At 41.8% G+C, this 18744-nt stretch carries 20 protein-coding genes; 18 read left to right on the top strand and 2 right to left on the bottom strand.

The window, feature by feature from the left end; all coding sequences use genetic code 11:
• The first annotated feature begins 62 nt into the window (after positions 1-62).
• From ADH51_RS05055 to ADH51_RS05020, 8 genes are all read left to right on the top strand, one after another.
• Positions 63-1094, top strand: coding sequence for a 3-deoxy-7-phosphoheptulonate synthase (locus tag ADH51_RS05055; protein WP_048674935.1), 1032 nt, complete (start codon positions 63-65; stop codon positions 1092-1094).
• A 2-nt stretch (positions 1095-1096) separates the two neighbouring features.
• On the top strand, positions 1097-1450 hold the full coding sequence (gene acpS, locus ADH51_RS05050; RefSeq protein ID WP_022496303.1) for a holo-ACP synthase: 354 nt from the start codon (positions 1097-1099) through the stop codon (positions 1448-1450).
• Between the two features lie 27 nt (positions 1451-1477).
• Positions 1478-2581, top strand: a complete 1104-nt coding sequence (gene alr, locus ADH51_RS05045; protein ID WP_048674933.1) for an alanine racemase — start codon at positions 1478-1480, stop codon at positions 2579-2581.
• A gap of 120 nt (positions 2582-2701) precedes the next feature.
• A complete protein-coding gene (recG, locus tag ADH51_RS05040; protein ID WP_275043210.1) occupies positions 2702-4732 on the top strand; it encodes an ATP-dependent DNA helicase RecG in 2031 nt (676 codons plus the stop codon).
• 11 nt (positions 4733-4743) lie between these two features.
• On the top strand, positions 4744-5250 hold the full coding sequence (locus ADH51_RS05035) for a hypothetical protein (RefSeq protein ID WP_048674927.1): 507 nt from the start codon (positions 4744-4746) through the stop codon (positions 5248-5250).
• A 620-nt stretch (positions 5251-5870) separates the two neighbouring features.
• Positions 5871-6308, top strand: coding sequence for a hypothetical protein (locus ADH51_RS05030; protein ID WP_048674924.1), 438 nt, complete (start codon positions 5871-5873; stop codon positions 6306-6308).
• Positions 6309-6498: 190 nt separating this feature from the next.
• Positions 6499-7107, top strand: coding sequence for a DUF2975 domain-containing protein (locus tag ADH51_RS05025; protein WP_048674921.1), 609 nt, complete (start codon positions 6499-6501; stop codon positions 7105-7107).
• Between the two features lie 9 nt (positions 7108-7116).
• Positions 7117-7323: a helix-turn-helix domain-containing protein gene (locus tag ADH51_RS05020; protein ID WP_048674918.1), complete on the top strand. Its 207-nt coding sequence runs from the start codon at positions 7117-7119 to the stop codon at positions 7321-7323.
• A 55-nt stretch (positions 7324-7378) separates the two neighbouring features.
• Here the strand turns inward: ADH51_RS05020 and ADH51_RS10105 are convergent, their stop codons facing one another.
• Positions 7379-7522: a hypothetical protein gene (locus ADH51_RS10105; protein WP_013991161.1), complete on the bottom strand. Its 144-nt coding sequence runs from the start codon at positions 7520-7522 to the stop codon at positions 7379-7381.
• 3 nt (positions 7523-7525) lie between these two features.
• Positions 7526-8494, bottom strand: coding sequence for an asparaginase (locus tag ADH51_RS05015; protein WP_037602584.1), 969 nt, complete (start codon positions 8492-8494; stop codon positions 7526-7528).
• 70 nt (positions 8495-8564) lie between these two features.
• On the opposite strand from ADH51_RS05015, the gene ADH51_RS05010 reads away from it, so the two are divergent.
• From ADH51_RS05010 to ADH51_RS04965, 10 genes are all read left to right on the top strand, one after another.
• Entirely contained in the window at positions 8565-9950 is a 1386-nt protein-coding gene (locus tag ADH51_RS05010) for a Cof-type HAD-IIB family hydrolase (protein ID WP_048674915.1), read from the top strand.
• A gap of 117 nt (positions 9951-10067) precedes the next feature.
• Positions 10068-11285 (top strand): DUF6574 domain-containing protein, encoded by a 1218-nt coding sequence (locus tag ADH51_RS05005; RefSeq protein WP_048674912.1) that lies wholly within the window; start codon positions 10068-10070, stop codon positions 11283-11285.
• 46 nt (positions 11286-11331) lie between these two features.
• On the top strand, positions 11332-13059 hold the full coding sequence (locus ADH51_RS05000) for a zinc ribbon domain-containing protein (protein ID WP_048674905.1): 1728 nt from the start codon (positions 11332-11334) through the stop codon (positions 13057-13059).
• Positions 13060-13269: 210 nt separating this feature from the next.
• Positions 13270-13716, top strand: coding sequence for a LytTR family DNA-binding domain-containing protein (locus tag ADH51_RS04995; RefSeq protein WP_004183428.1), 447 nt, complete (start codon positions 13270-13272; stop codon positions 13714-13716).
• Between the two features lie 4 nt (positions 13717-13720).
• Positions 13721-14416: a hypothetical protein gene (locus ADH51_RS04990; protein WP_048674903.1), complete on the top strand. Its 696-nt coding sequence runs from the start codon at positions 13721-13723 to the stop codon at positions 14414-14416.
• Between the two features lie 333 nt (positions 14417-14749).
• Positions 14750-16348, top strand: a complete 1599-nt coding sequence (locus ADH51_RS04985; RefSeq protein ID WP_022495864.1) for an Hsp70 family protein — start codon at positions 14750-14752, stop codon at positions 16346-16348.
• Positions 16345-16857 (top strand): hypothetical protein, encoded by a 513-nt coding sequence (locus ADH51_RS04980; RefSeq protein ID WP_048674902.1) that lies wholly within the window; start codon positions 16345-16347, stop codon positions 16855-16857. The genes ADH51_RS04985 and ADH51_RS04980 overlap by 4 nt, the downstream gene beginning before the upstream one ends.
• A gap of 9 nt (positions 16858-16866) precedes the next feature.
• The gene (locus ADH51_RS04975; RefSeq protein WP_002891779.1) at positions 16867-17652 is read left to right on the top strand and encodes an ATP-binding cassette domain-containing protein; all 786 of its coding nucleotides are present in this window, start codon (positions 16867-16869) and stop codon (positions 17650-17652) included.
• A gap of 8 nt (positions 17653-17660) precedes the next feature.
• Positions 17661-18476 (top strand): ABC transporter permease, encoded by an 816-nt coding sequence (locus ADH51_RS04970; RefSeq protein WP_048674900.1) that lies wholly within the window; start codon positions 17661-17663, stop codon positions 18474-18476.
• On the top strand, positions 18477-18737 hold the full coding sequence (locus ADH51_RS04965; RefSeq protein ID WP_002884593.1) for a hypothetical protein: 261 nt from the start codon (positions 18477-18479) through the stop codon (positions 18735-18737).
• Positions 18738-18744 lie beyond the last annotated feature (7 nt).

Here is an 18744-nt window from a genome sequence, read left to right as displayed (position 1 = left end):
GGGGAGTGAGCCGTTTGGATGACCAAGCGGTTCACTCTCTTTTCACAAAGAGAGGGAAATAAATGGGAATTCATCAAAATAGTCCGCTGATTGATGTAGCGGAAGTAAGGAAATTGCATGCTCTTACGGGAGACGCTCTAGTAACTAAACAAGCTAATGATGAGGCTTTGGCAAAAATCATCAAGGGTGAGGACAAACGTCTTCTCTTGGTTATTGGTCCATGTTCATCCGATAATGAAGAAGCTGTTCTTGACTATGCTCACCGTTTGGCCAAACTTCAGGAAGAGGTGAAGGACAAAATCTTTATTGTTATGCGTGTTTATACAGCTAAACCACGTACCAATGGGGATGGCTATAAGGGACTTATCCACCAACCGGATGCAGAGGGAGAAGTAGACCTTCTTGAGGGGGTTAAGGCAGTTCGCCACCTTCAGTCACGTATTATTACTGAAACAGGTCTTCCAATCGCTGACGAGATGCTTTATCCGTCAAATCTTTCCTTCTTTGATGATTTGCTTAGCTATCATGCTGTTGGAGCCCGTTCTGTTGAGGACCAAGAGCACCGCTTTGTAGCTTCAGGTATTGATGTGCCAATTGGCTTGAAGAACCCAACGTCAGGAAATTTGAATGTCATGTTTAATGGTATCTATGCTGCGCAGAATCAACAGCATTTCCTTTACAATGGCGCTGAAGTTAGAACAGATGGTAACCCACTAGCTCACGCTATCCTGCGTGGTGCCAATAATGAAAATGGGCAGAATATTGTTAACTACCATTACGAGGACTTGGTTAAGGCTTTGGACAAGTATAGTGAATTTAATCTGGAAAATCCATTTATCCTTGTTGATACTAACCATGACAACTCAGGTAAAAACTTCATGGAGCAAGTTCGTATTGTGCGTGAAGTCCTTCTTAACCGTGAGTGGGATAAGCGTATCGCGGATACCGTGCGTGGCTTTATGATTGAGTCTTACCTTGAGGATGGTCGTCAAGATACACCTGAAGTTTATGGGAAATCAATTACAGATCCATGTCTTGGTTGGGATAAGACAGATAGCCTTATTCGTGAAATCCACAATCGACTTTCGTTATAATTATGATTTTTGGATATGGTATAGACTTGCAGGAAATTTCAGCTGTAAAAAAGGCTTATGACCGTAATCCACGCTTTGCAAAAAAGGTATTGACACCAAAAGAGTGGGAGCGTTTTGAATCCCTTTCTGGTAATCGTCAGATGTCCTATTTAGCAGGGCGTTGGGCCGGTAAGGAAGCATTTTCAAAGGCCTGGGGTACTGGTATTGGAGCAGTCGGCTTTAAGGATATTGAAATATTGACCAATGACAAGGGAGCTCCAGTGGTGACCCAATCACCTTTTGAAGGCAAGGTTTTTATCTCGATTTCCCATAGCGGTGATTTTGTTCAGGCAAGTGTCATTTTAGAAAAAAACTAAGAGATAGATGTTGGAAGAGGATAGCTTATGATTTCAAGTTTACATCGACCAACCTTGGCAAAGGTTGATCTATCAGCAATTTCAGAAAATATTGAACAAGTGGTTAGTCACATCCCTAAACAGGTGCAGACTTTTGCAGTTGTTAAGGCCAATGCTTATGGTCATGGCGCTGTCGAAGTGGCCAAGCATGTATCTAAGCAGGTGGATGGTTTTTGTGTTTCCAACCTAGACGAGGCACTTGAACTCCGTCAAGCTGGCTTAGAGCAACCGATACTTATTTTAGGAGTTGTCTTGCCAGGCGAGGTTCCTTTGGCAATTCAAGAAAACATCACGCTGACGGTCGCTTCGCTTGAGTGGTTGGAAATGGCTAAGGATCAAGGGCTTGATTTGACTGGTTTGACCTGTCATATTAAGATTGATTCAGGCATGGGACGCATTGGGGTGCGTAGCCAAGGGGATGCAGATAGTTTGATTGCTGGTCTTAAGGCACTTGGTGCGGATGTCGAAGGTATTTTTACCCATTTTGCAACAGCTGATGAGGCAGATGATAGTAAATTCAAGCGTCAATTGGCCTTCTTCACGGATTTGGTTAATAACTTGGTGGACCGCCCTCGCTTGGTACATGCTAGCAACTCTGCGACAAGTATTTGGCATGCAGAAACAGTCTTTAATGCGGTACGTCTAGGTGTCGTCATCTATGGTCTCAATCCTAGTGGCAGTGCTTTAGACCTTCCCTATAACATTCGTCCTGCTTTAAGCTTGGAGACAGCACTTGTTCATGTTAAGACCCTGCCAGCAGGTCAAGATGTGGGTTATGGTGCAACGTATACGACGACAGCTGATGAGGTTATTGGAACCATTCCGATTGGCTATGCGGATGGTTGGACCAGAGATTTACAAGGTTTCCACGTTGTTGTGGATGGCCAGCTTTGTCCTATTGTTGGGCGTGTGTCTATGGACCAGATCACTGTTCGACTTCCTAAGGTTTATCCCCTAGGAACTCCTGTCACTCTTATGGGGGAAAATGGGGGAGCAAGCATCACTGCGACAGAGGTGGCTGAAAAACGTGGTACTATCAACTACGAAGTTCTTTGTTTGCTTAGTGATCGTGTACCTCGTAGCTATGATTAATATAAATAAAAAGAGAAATCCAGTTTGATACTGGATTTTTTGATTTTAGTGAAGACCATTTTCATGTGTTATAATAGCTGATAAGGCTTCCTCTTTCACGAGGAGAAGAACACGATAGAAATGATAGAGGATATGATTCAACTAGATTCACCAATTGCGGATTTGAAAGGCTTTGGTCCTAAGTCCGCTGAAAAATTTACCAAATTAGATTTGCACACGGTTGGGGACCTCTTGCTTTATTTTCCTTTCCGATATGAAGATTTTAAGAGTAAGTCTATCTTTGAACTGATGGATGGCGAAAAGGCAGTTATTACGGGAACAGTGGTGACACCTGCCAATGTGCAGTATTATGGCTTTAAACGTAATCGTCTGAGTTTTAAAATCAAGCAAGGAGAGGCTGTGATTGCCATTAGTTTCTTCAACCAGCCTTATCTTGTGGACAAGATTGAGATGGGAGCAGAAGTGGCTATTTTTGGCAAATGGGACCAGAAGAAGTCTGCAGTAACTGGTATGAAAGTGTTGGCTCAAGTTGAGGACGATATGCAGCCAGTCTATCATGTGGCCCAGGGGGTTAGTCAGGCCCAGCTGATAAAGGCTATAAAGGCAGCTTTTGATAGTGGGGCCCTTCATTTGTTGGAGGAGAGTCTCCCGCAGGTGCTAATGGACAAGTATCGTCTCATGAGGCGTCAAGAGGCAGTGCGAGCCATGCATTTTCCGAAAGATTTGGCTGAATATAAGCAGGCCCTACGTAGGACCAAGTTTGAGGAACTCTTTTATTTCCAGATGAACTTACAGGTGCTCAAGGCTGAAAATAAGTCCGAAACCAATGGTCTAGCAATTGCTTATGATGAAGCCAAAATCAAAGCCAAAATTGCAGAATTACCATTCCCCTTGACAGAAGCCCAACAGCGTAGTTTGTCGGAAATCCTAGCTGATATGAAATCTGGGGCTCATATGAACCGTCTCTTGCAAGGAGATGTGGGATCAGGGAAAACAGTTATCGCTAGCCTTGCCATGTATGGAGCCTACACGGCGGGCCTCCAGTCTGCCCTCATGGTACCGACGGAAATCTTAGCTGAGCAGCATTATCAGAGTTTGCAGGGGCTTTTCCCTGAGTTAGAGGTAGTGCTCTTAACTTCTGGGATGAAGGCAGCGGACAAAAAAGTAGCTCTTTCTAAAATTGAATCTGGGAAGGCTCAGATGATAGTGGGGACTCATTCGTTGATTCAGGATGCTGTAATTTATCACAAACTTGGGTTAGTTATTACTGATGAACAGCACCGTTTTGGGGTTAATCAACGTCGTATTTTCCGTGAGAAAGGTGACAATCCTGATGTCCTCATGATGACAGCGACACCTATCCCTAGGACCTTGGCTATCACTGCTTTTGGAGAAATGGATGTGTCGATTATTGACCAGATGCCAGCTGGACGGAAACCCATTATTACTCGCTGGGTTAAACATGAGCAACTAGATACCGTACTGACTTGGATCAAGGGTGAGTTGGAAAAAGATGCTCAGGTCTATTTTATCTCACCTTTGATTGAAGAGTCCGAGGCTCTCGATTTGAAAAATGCGGTGGCCCTTCATCAGGAACTCACAGATTTTTTGGGGGATTTAGCTAAAGTGGCTCTGATGCACGGTCGCATGAAAAATGATGAAAAAGACCAAATTATGCAGGACTTCAAGGAAAGAAAGTCTCAGATTTTAGTATCAACCACAGTTATCGAAGTAGGGGTTAACGTGCCAAATGCTACAGTTATGATCATTATGGATGCCGACCGCTTTGGACTTAGCCAGCTTCACCAACTTCGAGGACGTGTAGGTCGTGGCCATAAGCAGTCCTACTGTGTTTTAGTGGCCAATCCTAAAAATGATACTGGAAAAAAACGCATGCAGGCCATGTGTGAGACTACGGATGGTTTTGTTCTAGCAGAAGAGGACCTTAAAATGCGTGGTTCAGGAGAAATCTTTGGAACACGTCAGTCAGGAATTCCTGAATTTCAAGTGGCTGATATTGTGGAAGACTATAATATCCTAGAAGAAGCAAGGCGCGTGGCCAGCCAAATTGTATCTGACCCTAACTGGCGCGAGAATCCTGATTGGCAGGTGCTTGGAGCTCATTTGAGAAGCCAAGGCGAGTTTGATTGAGGAGGAAAACCATGAAAAAGAAACGGTTAAAACTCGATTTTTTTGCGATTTTGCATCCCTTGTTTCTTATGATGTTAGGTCTCATGTTTTATTTTTTCGCCTTCATCTTGATTTGGTTTATTACCGAATTGGCAAAGCTGATAGAAGGAAAGACAGACTTTCATACTCTATATTTTTATTCACTTCTTATCTCTCTAGCTTGTTCGATATTACTGATTATGTACGTCGCGGGTTTTATAGCTCAGCTGATTATACATATACAGCATCAAAAGGAAAGGACGCTTTTGCCGGTCTGGTGTATGCTTACGGCTGTACTGATGCTTGTGCCCCTATTCGAAGATTTTAGTATCTTAAGCTCGTCCTGGAATTTTAAAGGGTATTTTCTTTCCATAGTTGCCTACATTGCCTATCTCTTTACAAAGCTACCCAAGGTTATTGAAAGTTACCGCTATCATGCGACAATTCGCTATGCCGTTTGGGTGGCTCTGGTCTTGGGAATTATTTTATCCATGCTTTAGACAGAAAAACTCTCAGTAAACTCACTGAGAGTTTTAAGTTTCCTTCAAGCTTATTACAAGCTTTCTTTAAGTTAGGACACCTATAATAAAACCATCAAAACGAGATAGGTTTTGATAATAAAACGTTTTGGCTAAGCCAAACCATTCCTAAAAAAGGAGGACAAAACAATGACAGTAAAAATTAAAGTAACCTACAACCGAAATTTCCAGAAGCATCCTCAAGACTTTAAGGTTTATCAAAACTAGTATTGATGCTAGGAAGAGGCTCAATTTACCCATATTCTACAACTTTCATCCTTCATTTTCCAAAATCCCTTTTTCCTTTTTTTCATAACGTAGAATCCCTCTTCTTAAACTCATAAAAAGTCTAGACGGAACCATGACCAGTCTAGGAGATTAAAATAAGTAAGCTAACCAGTTGAGATTTTCTTGGCTGGTTTTTATTTTTTGAATTTTAGATAAAAAATATCGAAAAACGATAAAAATGTGTTGACAAGGAGAAATAAAGAGTGTAATATATAATTATCGATAAACGATAATAAGTTTTCGATAAAGATAATCTTATTCGCGAAAAAGAGAAATTATATACCAAAAACTATTTAATAAAGGAAATACTTATCATGAAAACACTTAAATCAATCATCAACGCTGTTCTTATTCTTCTTATGGCAATCTACGGTCTTGCAATGCTTGCTTTACTTATCCTTCCTTTTGTGGATGTGACTAATCTTTTTCCAGGTGCTGAGGTTCATTACCTTTCTGGATGGGGTTACTGGCTAGTCTCAGAGTTACAATTCGCCTTCTATCTTGCCTTGCTTTGTCTCCTTCGTAAAGAGCTTAAAGACTTTACTTGGAAGGCATTTTGGACAGAAGATTTTTCTCTCTTCTTGAAAAAGGCTGCTCTTCTAACCTTTGTGCCATCAGCCTTGAATATCTTCCTGCAGTTGGGAACGACTAATCACCTTGTAGTGGACTTCAGCACATCAGTCTGGCTCCTCTTGGTCTCTCTAGCTTGTGATGCTGTCCGTCTTCGTAAGGGACAAACAGCTGCTAAATAATTTAATAAATCTTATTTGCAAAGTAGTAAAATCTTATCTATAAACTAGTATTTTATATTGATATTCGATATAATTGATACTGTTAATAGCTAGCTACTGATTTGGTATGAGGTCAAGGGCTTCTAGAAGCACCTTGGCTTTTCTAGTCTATCATCAGAGAAATCAATTGAATTTACAATCGAGGTAACGCATGACAACTATCTTATTCTATTTTTTAATCGTCCTAGCCTTGGCTGGCTCTAGTTATTATGGTTGGAGATCCGCCAAAAGTGCTAAGAATCGTCAGGAGACACAAGAACAAAAGCGTTTGCGTAGTGGCCTTCTTTTCGTAAATGTCCTCCTCTTTGCGGGATTTTTAAGTCTTGTGATTACCATTCTTAATGATGCCTTTATTCTGACTGGTCATGAAGGACTATTGCAACAAGGCTTGCGGATGCTTCTTGGTTCGGGTGTTACTGTGAAAAGTAATGGTCCAAGTTTGACACTTTTTGCAGCAATCATTGATTTCCTTCGTTTGGCAGTCAACATTGGCTTCTTGTTGTGTCTACGTGCCTTTCTGATTAATCTTTATCGTTCTGATATTTTCATCGCTAAAAATGCTAAGTTAGTTCGTTGGTCAGCGCATTTGCTCGTTCTTGGGGCCTTTATCAATAATGGTATTTTTACATTTGGGACAGGCAACCAGAGTTATAGTTTCTTTAATATCAGTTATTTGCTAGTTAGCTTTGTTCTCTATGCTGTTGCTATGATTTTGACTAAGGCTAATGCCATTGCTGAGGAAAATGAGTACACGATTTAGGAGGGGCTTATGATTATTGTCAATTTGGACGTTGAACTTGCCAAGAAGAAGATGCGCTCGGGTGAGCTAGCAGAACGTATTGGTATTACCCCAGCCAACCTTTCAGTTCTTAAGACAGGCAAGGCCAAGGCAATCCGTTTTACAACACTGGATGCTATTTGTAAGGAGCTAGATTGCCAACCAGGAGATATTCTTGAATATAGACCAGATGAATAAAATTAAAAGCCTGAAGCAGTTCAGTCACTTCTCTAGTGATCATGCTTCAAGCTTTTTATTTTTTCTTCAACCATGCGACCAGGGCTAGACTGGCTAGCACGGTGCCACAGACCATGGCGATATGTGTTTTTGAGACTGTCAGCTCATAGTGGAAATCTTTATTTTCCAATTTATCGGTTGCTTCAATACTAAGTTTCATGTCTTATCCCTCGATATAGTCTTTCAATTCTTGGTCTTTGAGTCCCGCACTGAGTGCGATGAGGAGTTTGAGGCGAGCCTTTGGTGCGTTGAGTTCTTTAACAAACATAACGCCAGCTTCTTGGAGTTTGACTCCCCCGCCTTCATAGGCGTAGACAGGTTCGGCGATACCGTTGAAGCAGCGGGAAACGAGCACAACAGGGACTCCTTTTTCCATAAGATTTGTGATTTCTCTTGCAGCCAATGGTGGGAGGTTTCCAGCACCTAGTGCCTCGATAACCACGCCATCAATCTTTTCAGGGTCTAGGAGACTGATGATTCCATCTCCGATACCCATCCCAGCATAGGCCTTGATGATTGGTACTGTTCCTGTGATTTGTTCCAAGTCAAAACGAACCCGAGGCTCTGCAGTTTTGAACCAGAGGATGTCATGCTTCATGATGATTCCTAGTGGACCGTGGGTTGGTGTGTGGAAGGTTGCCACGTTTGTGGTATGGGTCTTAGTCACATACTTGGCTGCATGGATTTCATCATTCATAACGACCAGGATTCCTTTGTCAGCGGCCTTGTCGTCGCTAGCAACACGTAGGGCTGAGAGATAGTTATAGACTCCGTCGCTTCCTAGTTCGTTCGACGAACGCATGGCACCAGTTAGGACGATTGGAATCTCAGGGACGGCCATGGTGTCTAGGAAGTAGGCTGTCTCTTCCAGAGTATCTGTTCCGTGGGTGATGACCACACCATCATATTGCCCAGCTGTTTCCTTGATTTTTTTGTAAATATCCAGCATGTGGTAGGGTGTGATATGTGGGCTAGGGATATTAAGAAAATCGAGAACGGTTAGTTCTAAATTGTCTAAATCAAGCCCCACATGGTTCATGGGATTATCAGCGTTTTGACTGACCTTGCCATCATTATCCGCTGACATGGAAATTGTTCCTCCAGTGTGAAGGACTAGGATTTTTTTTGTCATTTATATTACTCACTATCATATTTATGTTATAATTTATTTTAGCATAAAATGTTAGAAGGAGGGGAGCTCTGTGGCGATTAAAGCAGTCTTTTTTGATATTGATGGGACTTTTTTAAATGACCGAAAGCGCGTATCGAGTTCAACCAAAAAAGCCATCAGTCAAATGAAGGATGATGGTATCTTGGTTGGTTTGGCAACTGGTCGTGGTCCAGGATTTGTTCAGCCTTTCATGGACAATCTGGGTCTGGATTTTGCAGTGACTTATAATGGTCAGTATATCTTGACCCACGATAAGGTTCTCTATCAAAACCAGCTCCCTAAATCAACTATCTACAACTTGATCCGCTATGCTACCAAGCACCGTAGAGAGATTTCTCTGGGGACTAGCACAGGACTGGTTGGTTCCAATATCATCAGTATGGGGACTAGCAAGTTTGGGCAAATGGTAAGCCGTATTGTACCAAAGTCTTGGGCTAAGATGGTGGAACGTAGTTTCAAATCCTTAATTCGTCGTTTCAAGCCACAAAGCATGGAGACCCTCAAAACAATCATGCGCGAGCCAGTTTATCAGGTGGTTATGGTAGCGACAGTGGGTGAAACCCAGGCTATCGAGGAAAAATTTCCACACGTGAAGATTACACGTTCGAGCCCTTATTCAGCTGATATCATTTCAGCTGGACAGTCTAAACTTAAAGGAATTGCCCATCTAGGTGAGGTTTTTGGTTTCGAACTCAGCGAGGTTATGGCCTTCGGAGATTCGGAAAATGACCTAGAAATGCTATCTGGTGTTGGTATTGGTGTTGCCATGGGAAATGGTGAGGATGAACTGAAAGATCAGGCTACCCATGTCACTGATACTAATAACCAGAATGGGATTGCCAAAGCCTTGTCACACTATGGTTTGATTCACTTTGAAACAGAGAATTCATTTACCAGTGATGATGACAACTTCAACAAGGTTAAGGATTTCCACCATTTGATGGATGGCTCAACTACCGATATGCCTCGTGTTTACGGTATTGAGGAAGCTAGTCACCGTTCGGACTTCAAGTTGGAAGAAATTGTCGAATTCCTCTATGCTTCATCAGGTGGGGACAAGCGTGTCTTTGGTCAGGCTGTTCTGGATTTGCATGCTGCTCTTGACAAGGCAGCACTCAAAGTTAGTTCTAAAGAGCACTCAGAATCAACTATGGTTGGTCAGGTGGATGCTTTGACTGATTTGCTTTATTTGACCTATGGTTCATTTGTCCTTATGGGTGTGGATCCTAAGCCTTTCTTTGATACGGTTCATGAGGCTAATATGGGTAAAATTTTCCCAGATGGCAAAGCTCACTTTGATCCTGTGTCTCACAAAATTCTTAAACCAAGTGATTGGGAAGCGCGATTTGCACCAGAACCACACATTAAACGTGAGCTAGATCGTCAGATTCAAAAATCTCTACAAAGAAGTAAATAAGAAGTTATAAAGGTTTGGACAGTTTGCTCCGAACCTTTTTCTAATAAAAATGACATTTATTAATGGCTTTATTTGTGATAGAATAAATTCATTCTATGTATTTTTAAGGAGATTATTATGACTAAAGCAGATTGGTTAGATTTTTTTGAAGCTATCAATGGTCGTTCAGCGACTGAAGAAGAAATTGCAGCAGCACTTGCAGCTGGTGAGTTCCAAGATGACGCCCCAGCAGTAGAAAATGCTCCAGTACAAGAAGCGCCAGCGCAACCAGCTTTCGCTAGTGCCCAAGAAACACCAGCACAAGAGGCGCAGCCACAGCCAACTTTCGCTGGTGCACAAGAGGCGCAACAACAACCGACTTTCGCTGGTGCACAAGAGGCGCAACAACAACCGACTTTCGCTGGTGCACAAGAAGCACAATCGCAAACTCCTTTTGCAAATGCTCAGGCTGCTCAAGCACAACCAAGCTTTGCAGGGGCTCAAACTGCTCCAGTACAAGGAGTGCCAAATCAAGCAGCGCAACCACAAGCTGGTTTTGTGAATGCTCAAGCTGGTCATCAAACAGCTTTTGCTAACGGTCAACCGCTTCAACCAGGTCAAAATGTTCAATTTATCAATGGCCAAGCCGTAGTTGTTCCAGCGCAACCATCAGCATTTGCGACAACTTTCAAAAACTACTGGACATGGTTGCTTAATGCATGGCGTCGTCCAGCTGATATGACAGACTATGGTAAGCACAATGGTTGGCTTAATTATATCTTCTTGTCACTCTTCACTGGACTTGCCTTCTTTGCAATTTTGAGCGCTGTGGCACGTAAATTTATTAGCCCAGTTGTATCAACAACAAATGCATTGTCTAGTATGTTTGGTTCTTATGGAACAGATAGTTACTCATCTTCAATTTCAAGTCATACATCTAGCATTGGTTTTGGAGCCTTCTTCGCAAGTATCCTAGCTGCCTTCCTCTTTATCTTTGCTTTTATCTTGGCAGGATTTGTGACACGTAAGGCCATCTTCCGTGACCCTGAGACTACTTTCTTGAATAGCTTTGATCGTTTTGGTCGTTTGACGTCATTAGCCTTGCCAATCTTGCTTGTAACAATCTTGTTGGGAGCTATTGGACTTGTTGCCTTCCCAGGATTCTTGTTCTATGTTGTTTACTTCTTATTTGCAATTGCTAATCTATTTACAATTGTTCCTGTAACAACAGCGTGGAAGGCTGATAAGTTCTATCAAATGATTTTGGCAGCACTTTTGAATGGTGTGATTTTGTCAATCTTGTTTGCAATCGTATTTGCTATCATGTCATCATTTACAGTAGGTCTTCTATTCTAAGTAAACCTCTAACGATTTTTGAAAAAGCAAGTTTATAGGAGTCTTTATGGCAACAAAAGAAAAGTGGATTGATTTATTTGAAAAGGCAGTTGGTCGTCCGCCCCATGCTTTGGAGATTGAAGAAGGCCAGAAAGCAGACTTTGACTTAAAGGCTATAAAAGGCATTGCGGCAATGGGCTTGGACCAAGAGACCACTCCTTCTGAACCAACAGAAGAAGTTGATGAGTATGACGTTGCCGAGGAAGTGTTTGAAGATTTACCGCTTGGTGATGAAGAGGAAACGACTCCTTTAGAAACTGAGGAGCTTTCACCAGTATCTCAAGCAGATCAAGGTCAAACTGAAGAGAATTCAGAGGCCGCTTCTAAAGAAGCACAAGCTATCTGGATGAAGGCTTTTAAAACCTATGTTGGACGTCAGCCTCTTCCTGAGGAATTCCTACTTGGTAAGTCTTCAGGTTATGATGTATCAACCATCCATCAGTTTATCTCAGATGGTAAGGCTGCGAAACCAGCCAAGCCAGCTATGGCTAAAGGGAAGAAAATCCTGATTATTGCTGGTGTTGTTGCAGCAGTCTTAGCACTTGCTGGTTACGGCTTTGGTTCTTACTACTACTCACGTGGTCAAGTAGCAGAACGTTATGAAGCAGCAGCCAAGAAGAGCTTTAAAGATAGCTTGGAGTACCAAGTATGGTCTGATACTAAAAAAGAGATTAAAACATCCGAAGTCAAGTACACAGACACTAAAAGTACACAAGCCTATAGCAAGAGCCAACTCATGTCTGGCGAACGTATGCAAAAGGTTGGACGTCAGTTCCTTATTTTTCCTAAGTGGCGAATCGTGGTAGATCCTGGAACGGTTGATTTGACCGTTAATACAGCTGATTTGAATGTGACTATTAACGGGGTTTCTTACGCAACTACAGATGGCAATAACTACACGGCTAAATTGAATCATCTCTATCCAGGTACTTACAATTTTGTGGCTTCTGGTAAGGTCAATGATCAAGATATCACTGTCTCATCTGAGGAAAATGTGACCTCTAAAACAGAAGTCAATCTTTCTGTAGAGTATCTCAGCTTTACTGTTAAGTCTAATCTTAAGGATGGAGACCTCTACGTGGGTGGTACTAAGATTGGAACCCTTAACTCAGGGAAACTAGATGTTAACAAGGTAGCAGTAGCTGGATCATCAGCCGTTTATGTCAAGAAGAATTTCGAAGATGGTAGCTCTATCAAGACAGAGACATTGTCTATTAAGAAAATCTCTGAAGGTCAAACGGTTACTCTAGATGCTGATGGTGTTCTTGATCGTGATACGGCAGATCGTCTCTTGACTGCTGCCTACGGTAAATTTGGTAGCTACGCTTCTAATCACAACACGACACCAGATGGTGTATCCGACATATTCCTTAATGGTACTGATGACACCATGTACAAGGATGTAACGGCTGATATTGATAGAAATACTACGGGTGCTAAAAACCGTGCTGCTGATAGTATTTCTTTCTCAGACGTTGACGTCACAGAAGTCGTTCAGACTGGTGAGAAGACCTTCAAGGTGACCTTCACAGCAGTTTATGATTTCTATTATGGTTATGATTCGAAATTCAAGTCATCAGGAGATATCAAGGATAAAATCTCTTGGTCATGTAATGTGGAATATGTTGGTGACGATAGCGACTCTAGCAGTAGTGGTTCTAACTATAGCGACTACCGTATCAATGGTAAGGCTGGTGAATCACAAAAAGTGAGTCGTGAAGATACTGTGAAGTAGTAGTTGCTTGCTCAGTTAGTTAGCATTGAACAGATTACAAATAGGAGGCTAGACCTCCACACTAAAAATGAGAGCCTGGTAATTGCCAGGTTCTTTTGTTTGTCTGTTTTTACCTCTTAGGGGCTAAACCGTGCCACTTACCCAAAAGGCCTTGTTTTGTGTAAAGCAGTTGTTATAATGGAAGCATCAAAAGGACAGGAAAGGAGTCTTATGAAAGTTAGAATCGAATTAGACCCATCCATGGATGAGCCTGAAATCTTGATTCGAGCGCCTCGGTTAACACAGGAATTAGCCCAGCTCCAAGAGTCTATTCTAAAGCAAAAGTTAGTTCCGTTAGCCTTTTACAAGGATCGCAGTGAATATTTTCTGGATTTGGCAGATATTCTCTTTTTTGAAACAGACGGGGAGAAAATTTATGGTCATACTAAGGATGAGGCCTATGAGGTGAAGCAAAAGCTCTACGAATTGGAAGAGTTGCTTCCGATTGCCTTTTGTCGGATTTCCAAATCGACGATTGTTAATGCTAAGCAGATTTATTCTTTGGAGAAGTCTTTTTCAGGGACCAGTACGGTGAATTTCTATCAGACCCACAAGCAGGTCCATGTATCAAGACGCTATTATCAAGTTTTAAAAGAACGACTAAACGAAATGAGGTAAGATAATGAGAAAGAAATTAATTGGGGTCCTCTTGATCCTTTTGGCAGCTTTGGTAATTGTACAGGACTACTTTATAAAATGGGAAATTAGTATTTGGATGTTGGCCTGGGTGGTCTTACTGGCTATCTTATCCCTTTCTAGTCTTTTGAAGCGACATTTTGGTCTTGGTTTCGCCTATGGTATTGTGGCTCTTTTCTCACTCAATGGACAGTTCCATTTTCTTCCAGTATCTAATTCAGTCCTTATTTTTTCTTCTATTCTTGCAGTTATTGGCTTGAACATTCTCTTCAATTCTTCTAGTAAAACAAAGAATCGTTTTGGATTGGGTGCAACTGGTTCAGACGCTAATAATGGAGGAAATGATATTGATGTCACTTTTTCAGCGGTGACCAAGTATCTCAATGACCAGCAATTTACGCATGGGAGTGCAGATGTTAGTTTAGGACAGGCTTCCGTCTATTTTGATAATTGCCGTATTGAGGGGCCATCTGCCCAGTTTGATGTGGACGTTTCTCTTGGAAGTCTTAGCCTCTATGTGCCCAGTGATTGGCGAGTACATGTGAATGTGGATAATTCGCTTTCAGCTGTACAGCATGAGGAAAATCCTAGCAACTTGACTAGCAAGGACCTTTATATCAAAGGAGATGTTTCCTTGGGTAATTTAGAAATTATTTATGTTGGTGAGAGTTCAATTGATTAAGTTAGGAGAGAATTTGCTATAAGTATGACAATTTAGGGGGGCAATAGCTCTGGGATTCCTAAGTTCATCAAGTCTTTCAAATCAACTAATAACTAATACTCAAGGGAGTGGGACAGGGAACAATTTTTAAAAAGTTGTTCGGTCTCACTCCCTTTTTTCCTATTTTATAGTCTCTTTATTTGTGATAATATAGTATAGTGAAAAAAACTAGACTGGAATAACTTTACTCTTTTGGAGTTTTATGTGACAGCGATGCATGGAGACAATCTAAGCGGATACCCGCTAGGAGTGATAGTCAAGTAAACTCAAAATGAGGCTAGAAGGGAAATTGTTATGAGAAAAAAAGCGATTGGTATTGATTTAGGAACAACGAATTCCGTTATGGCTGTTGTTCGTGAAGATGTGCCAGAGATTATTCCGATGGGAACGAATGACGATCAGGTCCTACGTTCAGCGGTTTATTTCTCAAATATTAGTGGCCAAAACCATGTGTCTTTTGGTAAGGAAGCCATTGAACGTGGGACAGAAATCGGAAGTACAGAAAACTTTAAATTTGATTTTAAACGTGATATTGGGCGTCCAATTGCTAGTGATACACCAGACCACACACGTGTCAATTCTATTATTCTTTCTGCCTTGGTTTTGAACGAATTTCGTAAACGCGCTTATGTAGTTGGTCAGGAGATGGGTCAAGCAGATGGTATCAAGGATGCTGTTATCACAGTGCCTGCCTACTTTACATCAGATCAACGTGCGGCAACTAAGAATGCTGGTCGTATTGCAGGATTTAATGTCTTGCGTATTATCAATGAGCCTACAGCTGCGGCCATTGCCTATGCCCACACTAAAAATGCTCAAGGAAATGTCTTGGTCTTCGACCTTGGTGGAGGAACTTTTGACGTTACCATCATGCGCGTGGCTGATCATGCCTATGATATTTTGGCAACTGACGGGAATTCACGCCTTGGTGGGATTGACTTTGATAAGCGCCTTGTGGGCTACATCATGCAGGAGTTGGAAAAACAAGGGGTCAATATGACTAACCTTTCCGAGAAGGAAAAAATTCAACTTCAATATAAGGCTGAGCAGATTAAGACTAGTCTATCTGTGAATGACCAAGCTCTCTATGAGCACTATGTCAATGGTCAAGGTTACGGTGTCTTGATTACTCAAGCGATTTTCAATGAAATTACCTTGGACCTTCTCAAAGATACTGAAATCAAGGTGCAGTCTACCCTTCAAGCATCTGGTTTGAAATGGGAAGAGATTGACCATATTCTCCTTGTAGGTGGGTCAACACGTATGCCAATGATTCGTCAAATGATTCGCCTGATGAGTGGTTTGGAACCTAAGTTTGACCTTAATCCAGACACTATCGTGGCACAAGGGGCATCTATTTTGGCTGACCTTATCGTCAATAATGAGGTTAGCTTCTCTGAACACCAGGATGGTAAGACAACTGAGACAGATAGAGTAGTTGTTAAGGATGTGACCTCTCAGGGAATCGGTCTGCTCTTCAAGAAAAATCCAAATAAGAACTACAGCTTTGTGGGTGACTACTATAATAGTGTCGTGGTTCCACGTAACTCGGTCTTGCCTTTGGCTGTTACCAAGGATCTCTTTGCGGTCGTGGATGGACAGAGTAAGTTTAAACTTCGTATCACAGAAGGAAATTATGAAAATCCATTTGCTGTGAAGATTTTAGGACAAGTGGAAGGGCAAGTGCCACAACCTCGTCAGAAAGGCGAGCTCTTGGCGCAAGTCACCTATGCCTTTGACTCAGAACAAATTGTTACCGTGACAGTATCGGATCCTCGAAGCAATACTGTTGTGGCACGCTTTTCAGTCAATGCACAAGTCAACCAAACCCAAGAAGTGGTTAAGGAAGATTTGTCAGAACTTCAAGCTATTTTTGCTAAATTCATCTCATGATAGACTACTACAAAGCAATTGATACAGAGACAGGACAGGAAGTGCCCTATTTAAGAGAGGTCAGTAACCGTATCTCTCCAGAGATGTCGGCTCAAGATTGTTTCGTGTCCCTTTCCTTTTTACGTGAGGAGCTGGAGGAGCTCTGGACAAATGGTACCTTGGATAAAGAAGGTGAGCGTTTACGCAGTGAACTCTACACGATTCGCTCAATCTTTTTCTCAGACCATGAGAAGTTACAATATGACCGAAAACTCAGACAGGCTCAGAGAAAGGCCTTGGAAGTTGAGAAGGGGACGGCCACTGATACTAGCAATGTATCAGGTAAAAAGGAAATCCCTTTTGAACCTGTTGCGGTGACTCAGACCAAAGAGTCACCTCTTAAAAATTACCTCTTTGCCGCCTTCGCCTTTGTGATTTTACTAAGCTTGATTCTCTTCTTCAATATCAATGTCATCGTTCTTATTATCGGAGCCATTCTAATTGTGGCTTTGATGTTACTTATGTCTTAGGAGATATTAATGGAAACCAATCAATTAACATTTGAACATATCTGTTTCAAATATAAGGGAAATGATAACCAGCTCTTTACAGATTTGGATGTTACTATGGAGACTGGTCAAGTTGTCGGTATCTTGGGTGCCTCTGGTTCAGGGAAAACAACTTTAACAGAGATTCTCCTAGGCCAGCTTAAACCGACTTGCCAACAATTTCGTATTTTAGAAAATGGTAAACCTGTGACTGCTGGTTCACGCTCTTGGTCCTATGTGCCCCAACAAAATCTCCTACGTGAGTACCTCAAGGTATCTGAGACCTTTGATTTTTATGCGGACCACCATCTGAAAGGGAGCGGTAAGCTGACTAAAAAGCATCGCATTGCAGGCATCATGGATGATTTAGGGTTGACGGAATTTGCCAATAAGAAGATCTCAGAGCTTTCTGGTGGGCAAAAACGTCGTGTCTCTATTGGTATCGAGCTTCTTAGCCCTAGTCCCTACTTTATTCTTGATGAACCGTCTTCAGGTTTGGATGCCCTTAGTGATCGTAATCTCTTACGTACCTTGAAAATCTTGGCTAAATCAGCTAACAAGTCTATTGTGGTTATTACTCACAATACAGAAAACTTGGCTATTTTTGACAAGATCATCTTCTTGTCTAAGGGACGTCCGACATTTGCAGGAACCTATGAAGAGTTGCTTTTGGAATACAAGACTAGCGATCCTTATATGATTCGTAAATATATGGATATGAATATCGCAGATGTCTACCAAGAGCTCAATGCTTCAACACGTATTTACAAGATTTAGGGAGATTTATGAACGCAGCATTACGATTAAGTTGGTATAAATTTAAACACCACTACATGGATTTTGTGAAGGTTCTTCTGGGCATTGTCGCTTTTGAAGGCTTAATTCTCTATATCCAAGACAAGGGATTTTTGAAAGATTTCGAAACAACTCGAATGACCCTCTTTCTCTTGCTTTTCTCAACCAGTCTCTTGATTGTGGTTCAAAACAGCATTTATATTTCTAAGGAACGCTCGGTCCTCAACCGCGACTTTTTCTCAGGTTTGAGTCGTTCGGCCTTTGCCTTGGCTAGTATGGGGATTCACGCCTTCTTTGCCGTTTTGGAAACCATTGTCTTTATTCTATCTTACTCTGTCTTTAGTAAGTTCTTTGACAAGGAATTTCCAGACGCTGGTCATATTTTGGGTTCCTACCGTTGGGAAGTTGGGATTACAGTACTCCTGGTTTTCTTGGCGTCGCATTTTATTGCCCTCTTTATCTCAGCCTTGGTTGGCAAATCTGAGATTACCTCTGTTATCCTAGCAGTCGTTGTGGGTATCATGCAATTTTCATTGTCGGGAACTATCCTGTCTTTGCCCAAAGCCATTGATTGGGTACAAAAGTTTATCTATCTTGGTTATGGCCACAAGCTTTTTGGGATTTCTAGTGACTTGTCAGACTTGCCATCTAGCTTGGCTAAGTACCGTGTTCCTGTCCCTAAGAGCCAGTTGGAGGCCTTTCAAGGGTCTACAGGCGAATTCTGGGGACAATGGTGGGCCTTGGTGCTTCATTGCCTCGTTTATGCCCTACTCTTTTTTGTCACACTTCAGAAGAAGGAGAAATAAATGCAACAATATGATGAATGGCTGATTGACTTCCAAGTGCAGCATGGTCGCAAGCCAAGTGATAAGGAAGTCGCAGAAGCTGCTAAGACTGGTTTTGCTCTTTCTAGTGGCTTGAGCAGACAGAAAAATTCTAAATTCAGACAAGTTTTGTCTAAGGTTGGTTTGGGTGATCTCAAGTTTAGCTGGTTTTTAGTTTTGGAAATTTTGCTCTTGATTTGTATTGCTCTCTTTGGCTATGTTGTTGGCTATCTATTTATCTAGGAGGACC

It is taken from the genome of Streptococcus sp. 449_SSPC (genome assembly GCF_001073005.1).
Classification (GTDB): Bacteria; Bacillota; Bacilli; order Lactobacillales; family Streptococcaceae; genus Streptococcus; species Streptococcus salivarius_F.
Note: the sequence above shows the minus strand (reverse complement) of the source record. Positions and strands in the feature narration are given on the sequence as shown.

What these genes read in the sequence shown, in the direction of transcription:
- ADH51_RS05055 (WP_048674935.1), top strand. Translation starts at nt 63, where the DNA reads ATGGGAATTCATCAAAATAGTCCGCTGATTGATGTAGCGGAAGTAAGG.
- acpS (WP_022496303.1), top strand. Translation starts at nt 1,097, where the DNA reads ATGATTTTTGGATATGGTATAGACTTGCAGGAAATTTCAGCTGTAAAA.
- alr (WP_048674933.1), top strand. Translation starts at nt 1,478, where the DNA reads ATGATTTCAAGTTTACATCGACCAACCTTGGCAAAGGTTGATCTATCA.
- recG (WP_275043210.1), top strand. Translation starts at nt 2,702, where the DNA reads ATGATAGAGGATATGATTCAACTAGATTCACCAATTGCGGATTTGAAA.
- ADH51_RS05035 (WP_048674927.1), top strand. Translation starts at nt 4,744, where the DNA reads ATGAAAAAGAAACGGTTAAAACTCGATTTTTTTGCGATTTTGCATCCC.
- ADH51_RS05030 (WP_048674924.1), top strand. Translation starts at nt 5,871, where the DNA reads ATGAAAACACTTAAATCAATCATCAACGCTGTTCTTATTCTTCTTATG.
- ADH51_RS05025 (WP_048674921.1), top strand. Translation starts at nt 6,499, where the DNA reads ATGACAACTATCTTATTCTATTTTTTAATCGTCCTAGCCTTGGCTGGC.
- ADH51_RS05020 (WP_048674918.1), top strand. Translation starts at nt 7,117, where the DNA reads ATGATTATTGTCAATTTGGACGTTGAACTTGCCAAGAAGAAGATGCGC.
- ADH51_RS10105 (WP_013991161.1), bottom strand. Translation starts at nt 7,522, where the DNA reads ATGAAACTTAGTATTGAAGCAACCGATAAATTGGAAAATAAAGATTTC.
- ADH51_RS05015 (WP_037602584.1), bottom strand. Translation starts at nt 8,494, where the DNA reads ATGACAAAAAAAATCCTAGTCCTTCACACTGGAGGAACAATTTCCATG.
- ADH51_RS05005 (WP_048674912.1), top strand. Translation starts at nt 10,068, where the DNA reads ATGACTAAAGCAGATTGGTTAGATTTTTTTGAAGCTATCAATGGTCGT.
- ADH51_RS05000 (WP_048674905.1), top strand. Translation starts at nt 11,332, where the DNA reads ATGGCAACAAAAGAAAAGTGGATTGATTTATTTGAAAAGGCAGTTGGT.
- ADH51_RS04995 (WP_004183428.1), top strand. Translation starts at nt 13,270, where the DNA reads ATGAAAGTTAGAATCGAATTAGACCCATCCATGGATGAGCCTGAAATC.
- ADH51_RS04990 (WP_048674903.1), top strand. Translation starts at nt 13,721, where the DNA reads ATGAGAAAGAAATTAATTGGGGTCCTCTTGATCCTTTTGGCAGCTTTG.
- ADH51_RS04985 (WP_022495864.1), top strand. Translation starts at nt 14,750, where the DNA reads ATGAGAAAAAAAGCGATTGGTATTGATTTAGGAACAACGAATTCCGTT.
- ADH51_RS04980 (WP_048674902.1), top strand. Translation starts at nt 16,345, where the DNA reads ATGATAGACTACTACAAAGCAATTGATACAGAGACAGGACAGGAAGTG.
- ADH51_RS04975 (WP_002891779.1), top strand. Translation starts at nt 16,867, where the DNA reads ATGGAAACCAATCAATTAACATTTGAACATATCTGTTTCAAATATAAG.
- ADH51_RS04970 (WP_048674900.1), top strand. Translation starts at nt 17,661, where the DNA reads ATGAACGCAGCATTACGATTAAGTTGGTATAAATTTAAACACCACTAC.
- ADH51_RS04965 (WP_002884593.1), top strand. Translation starts at nt 18,477, where the DNA reads ATGCAACAATATGATGAATGGCTGATTGACTTCCAAGTGCAGCATGGT.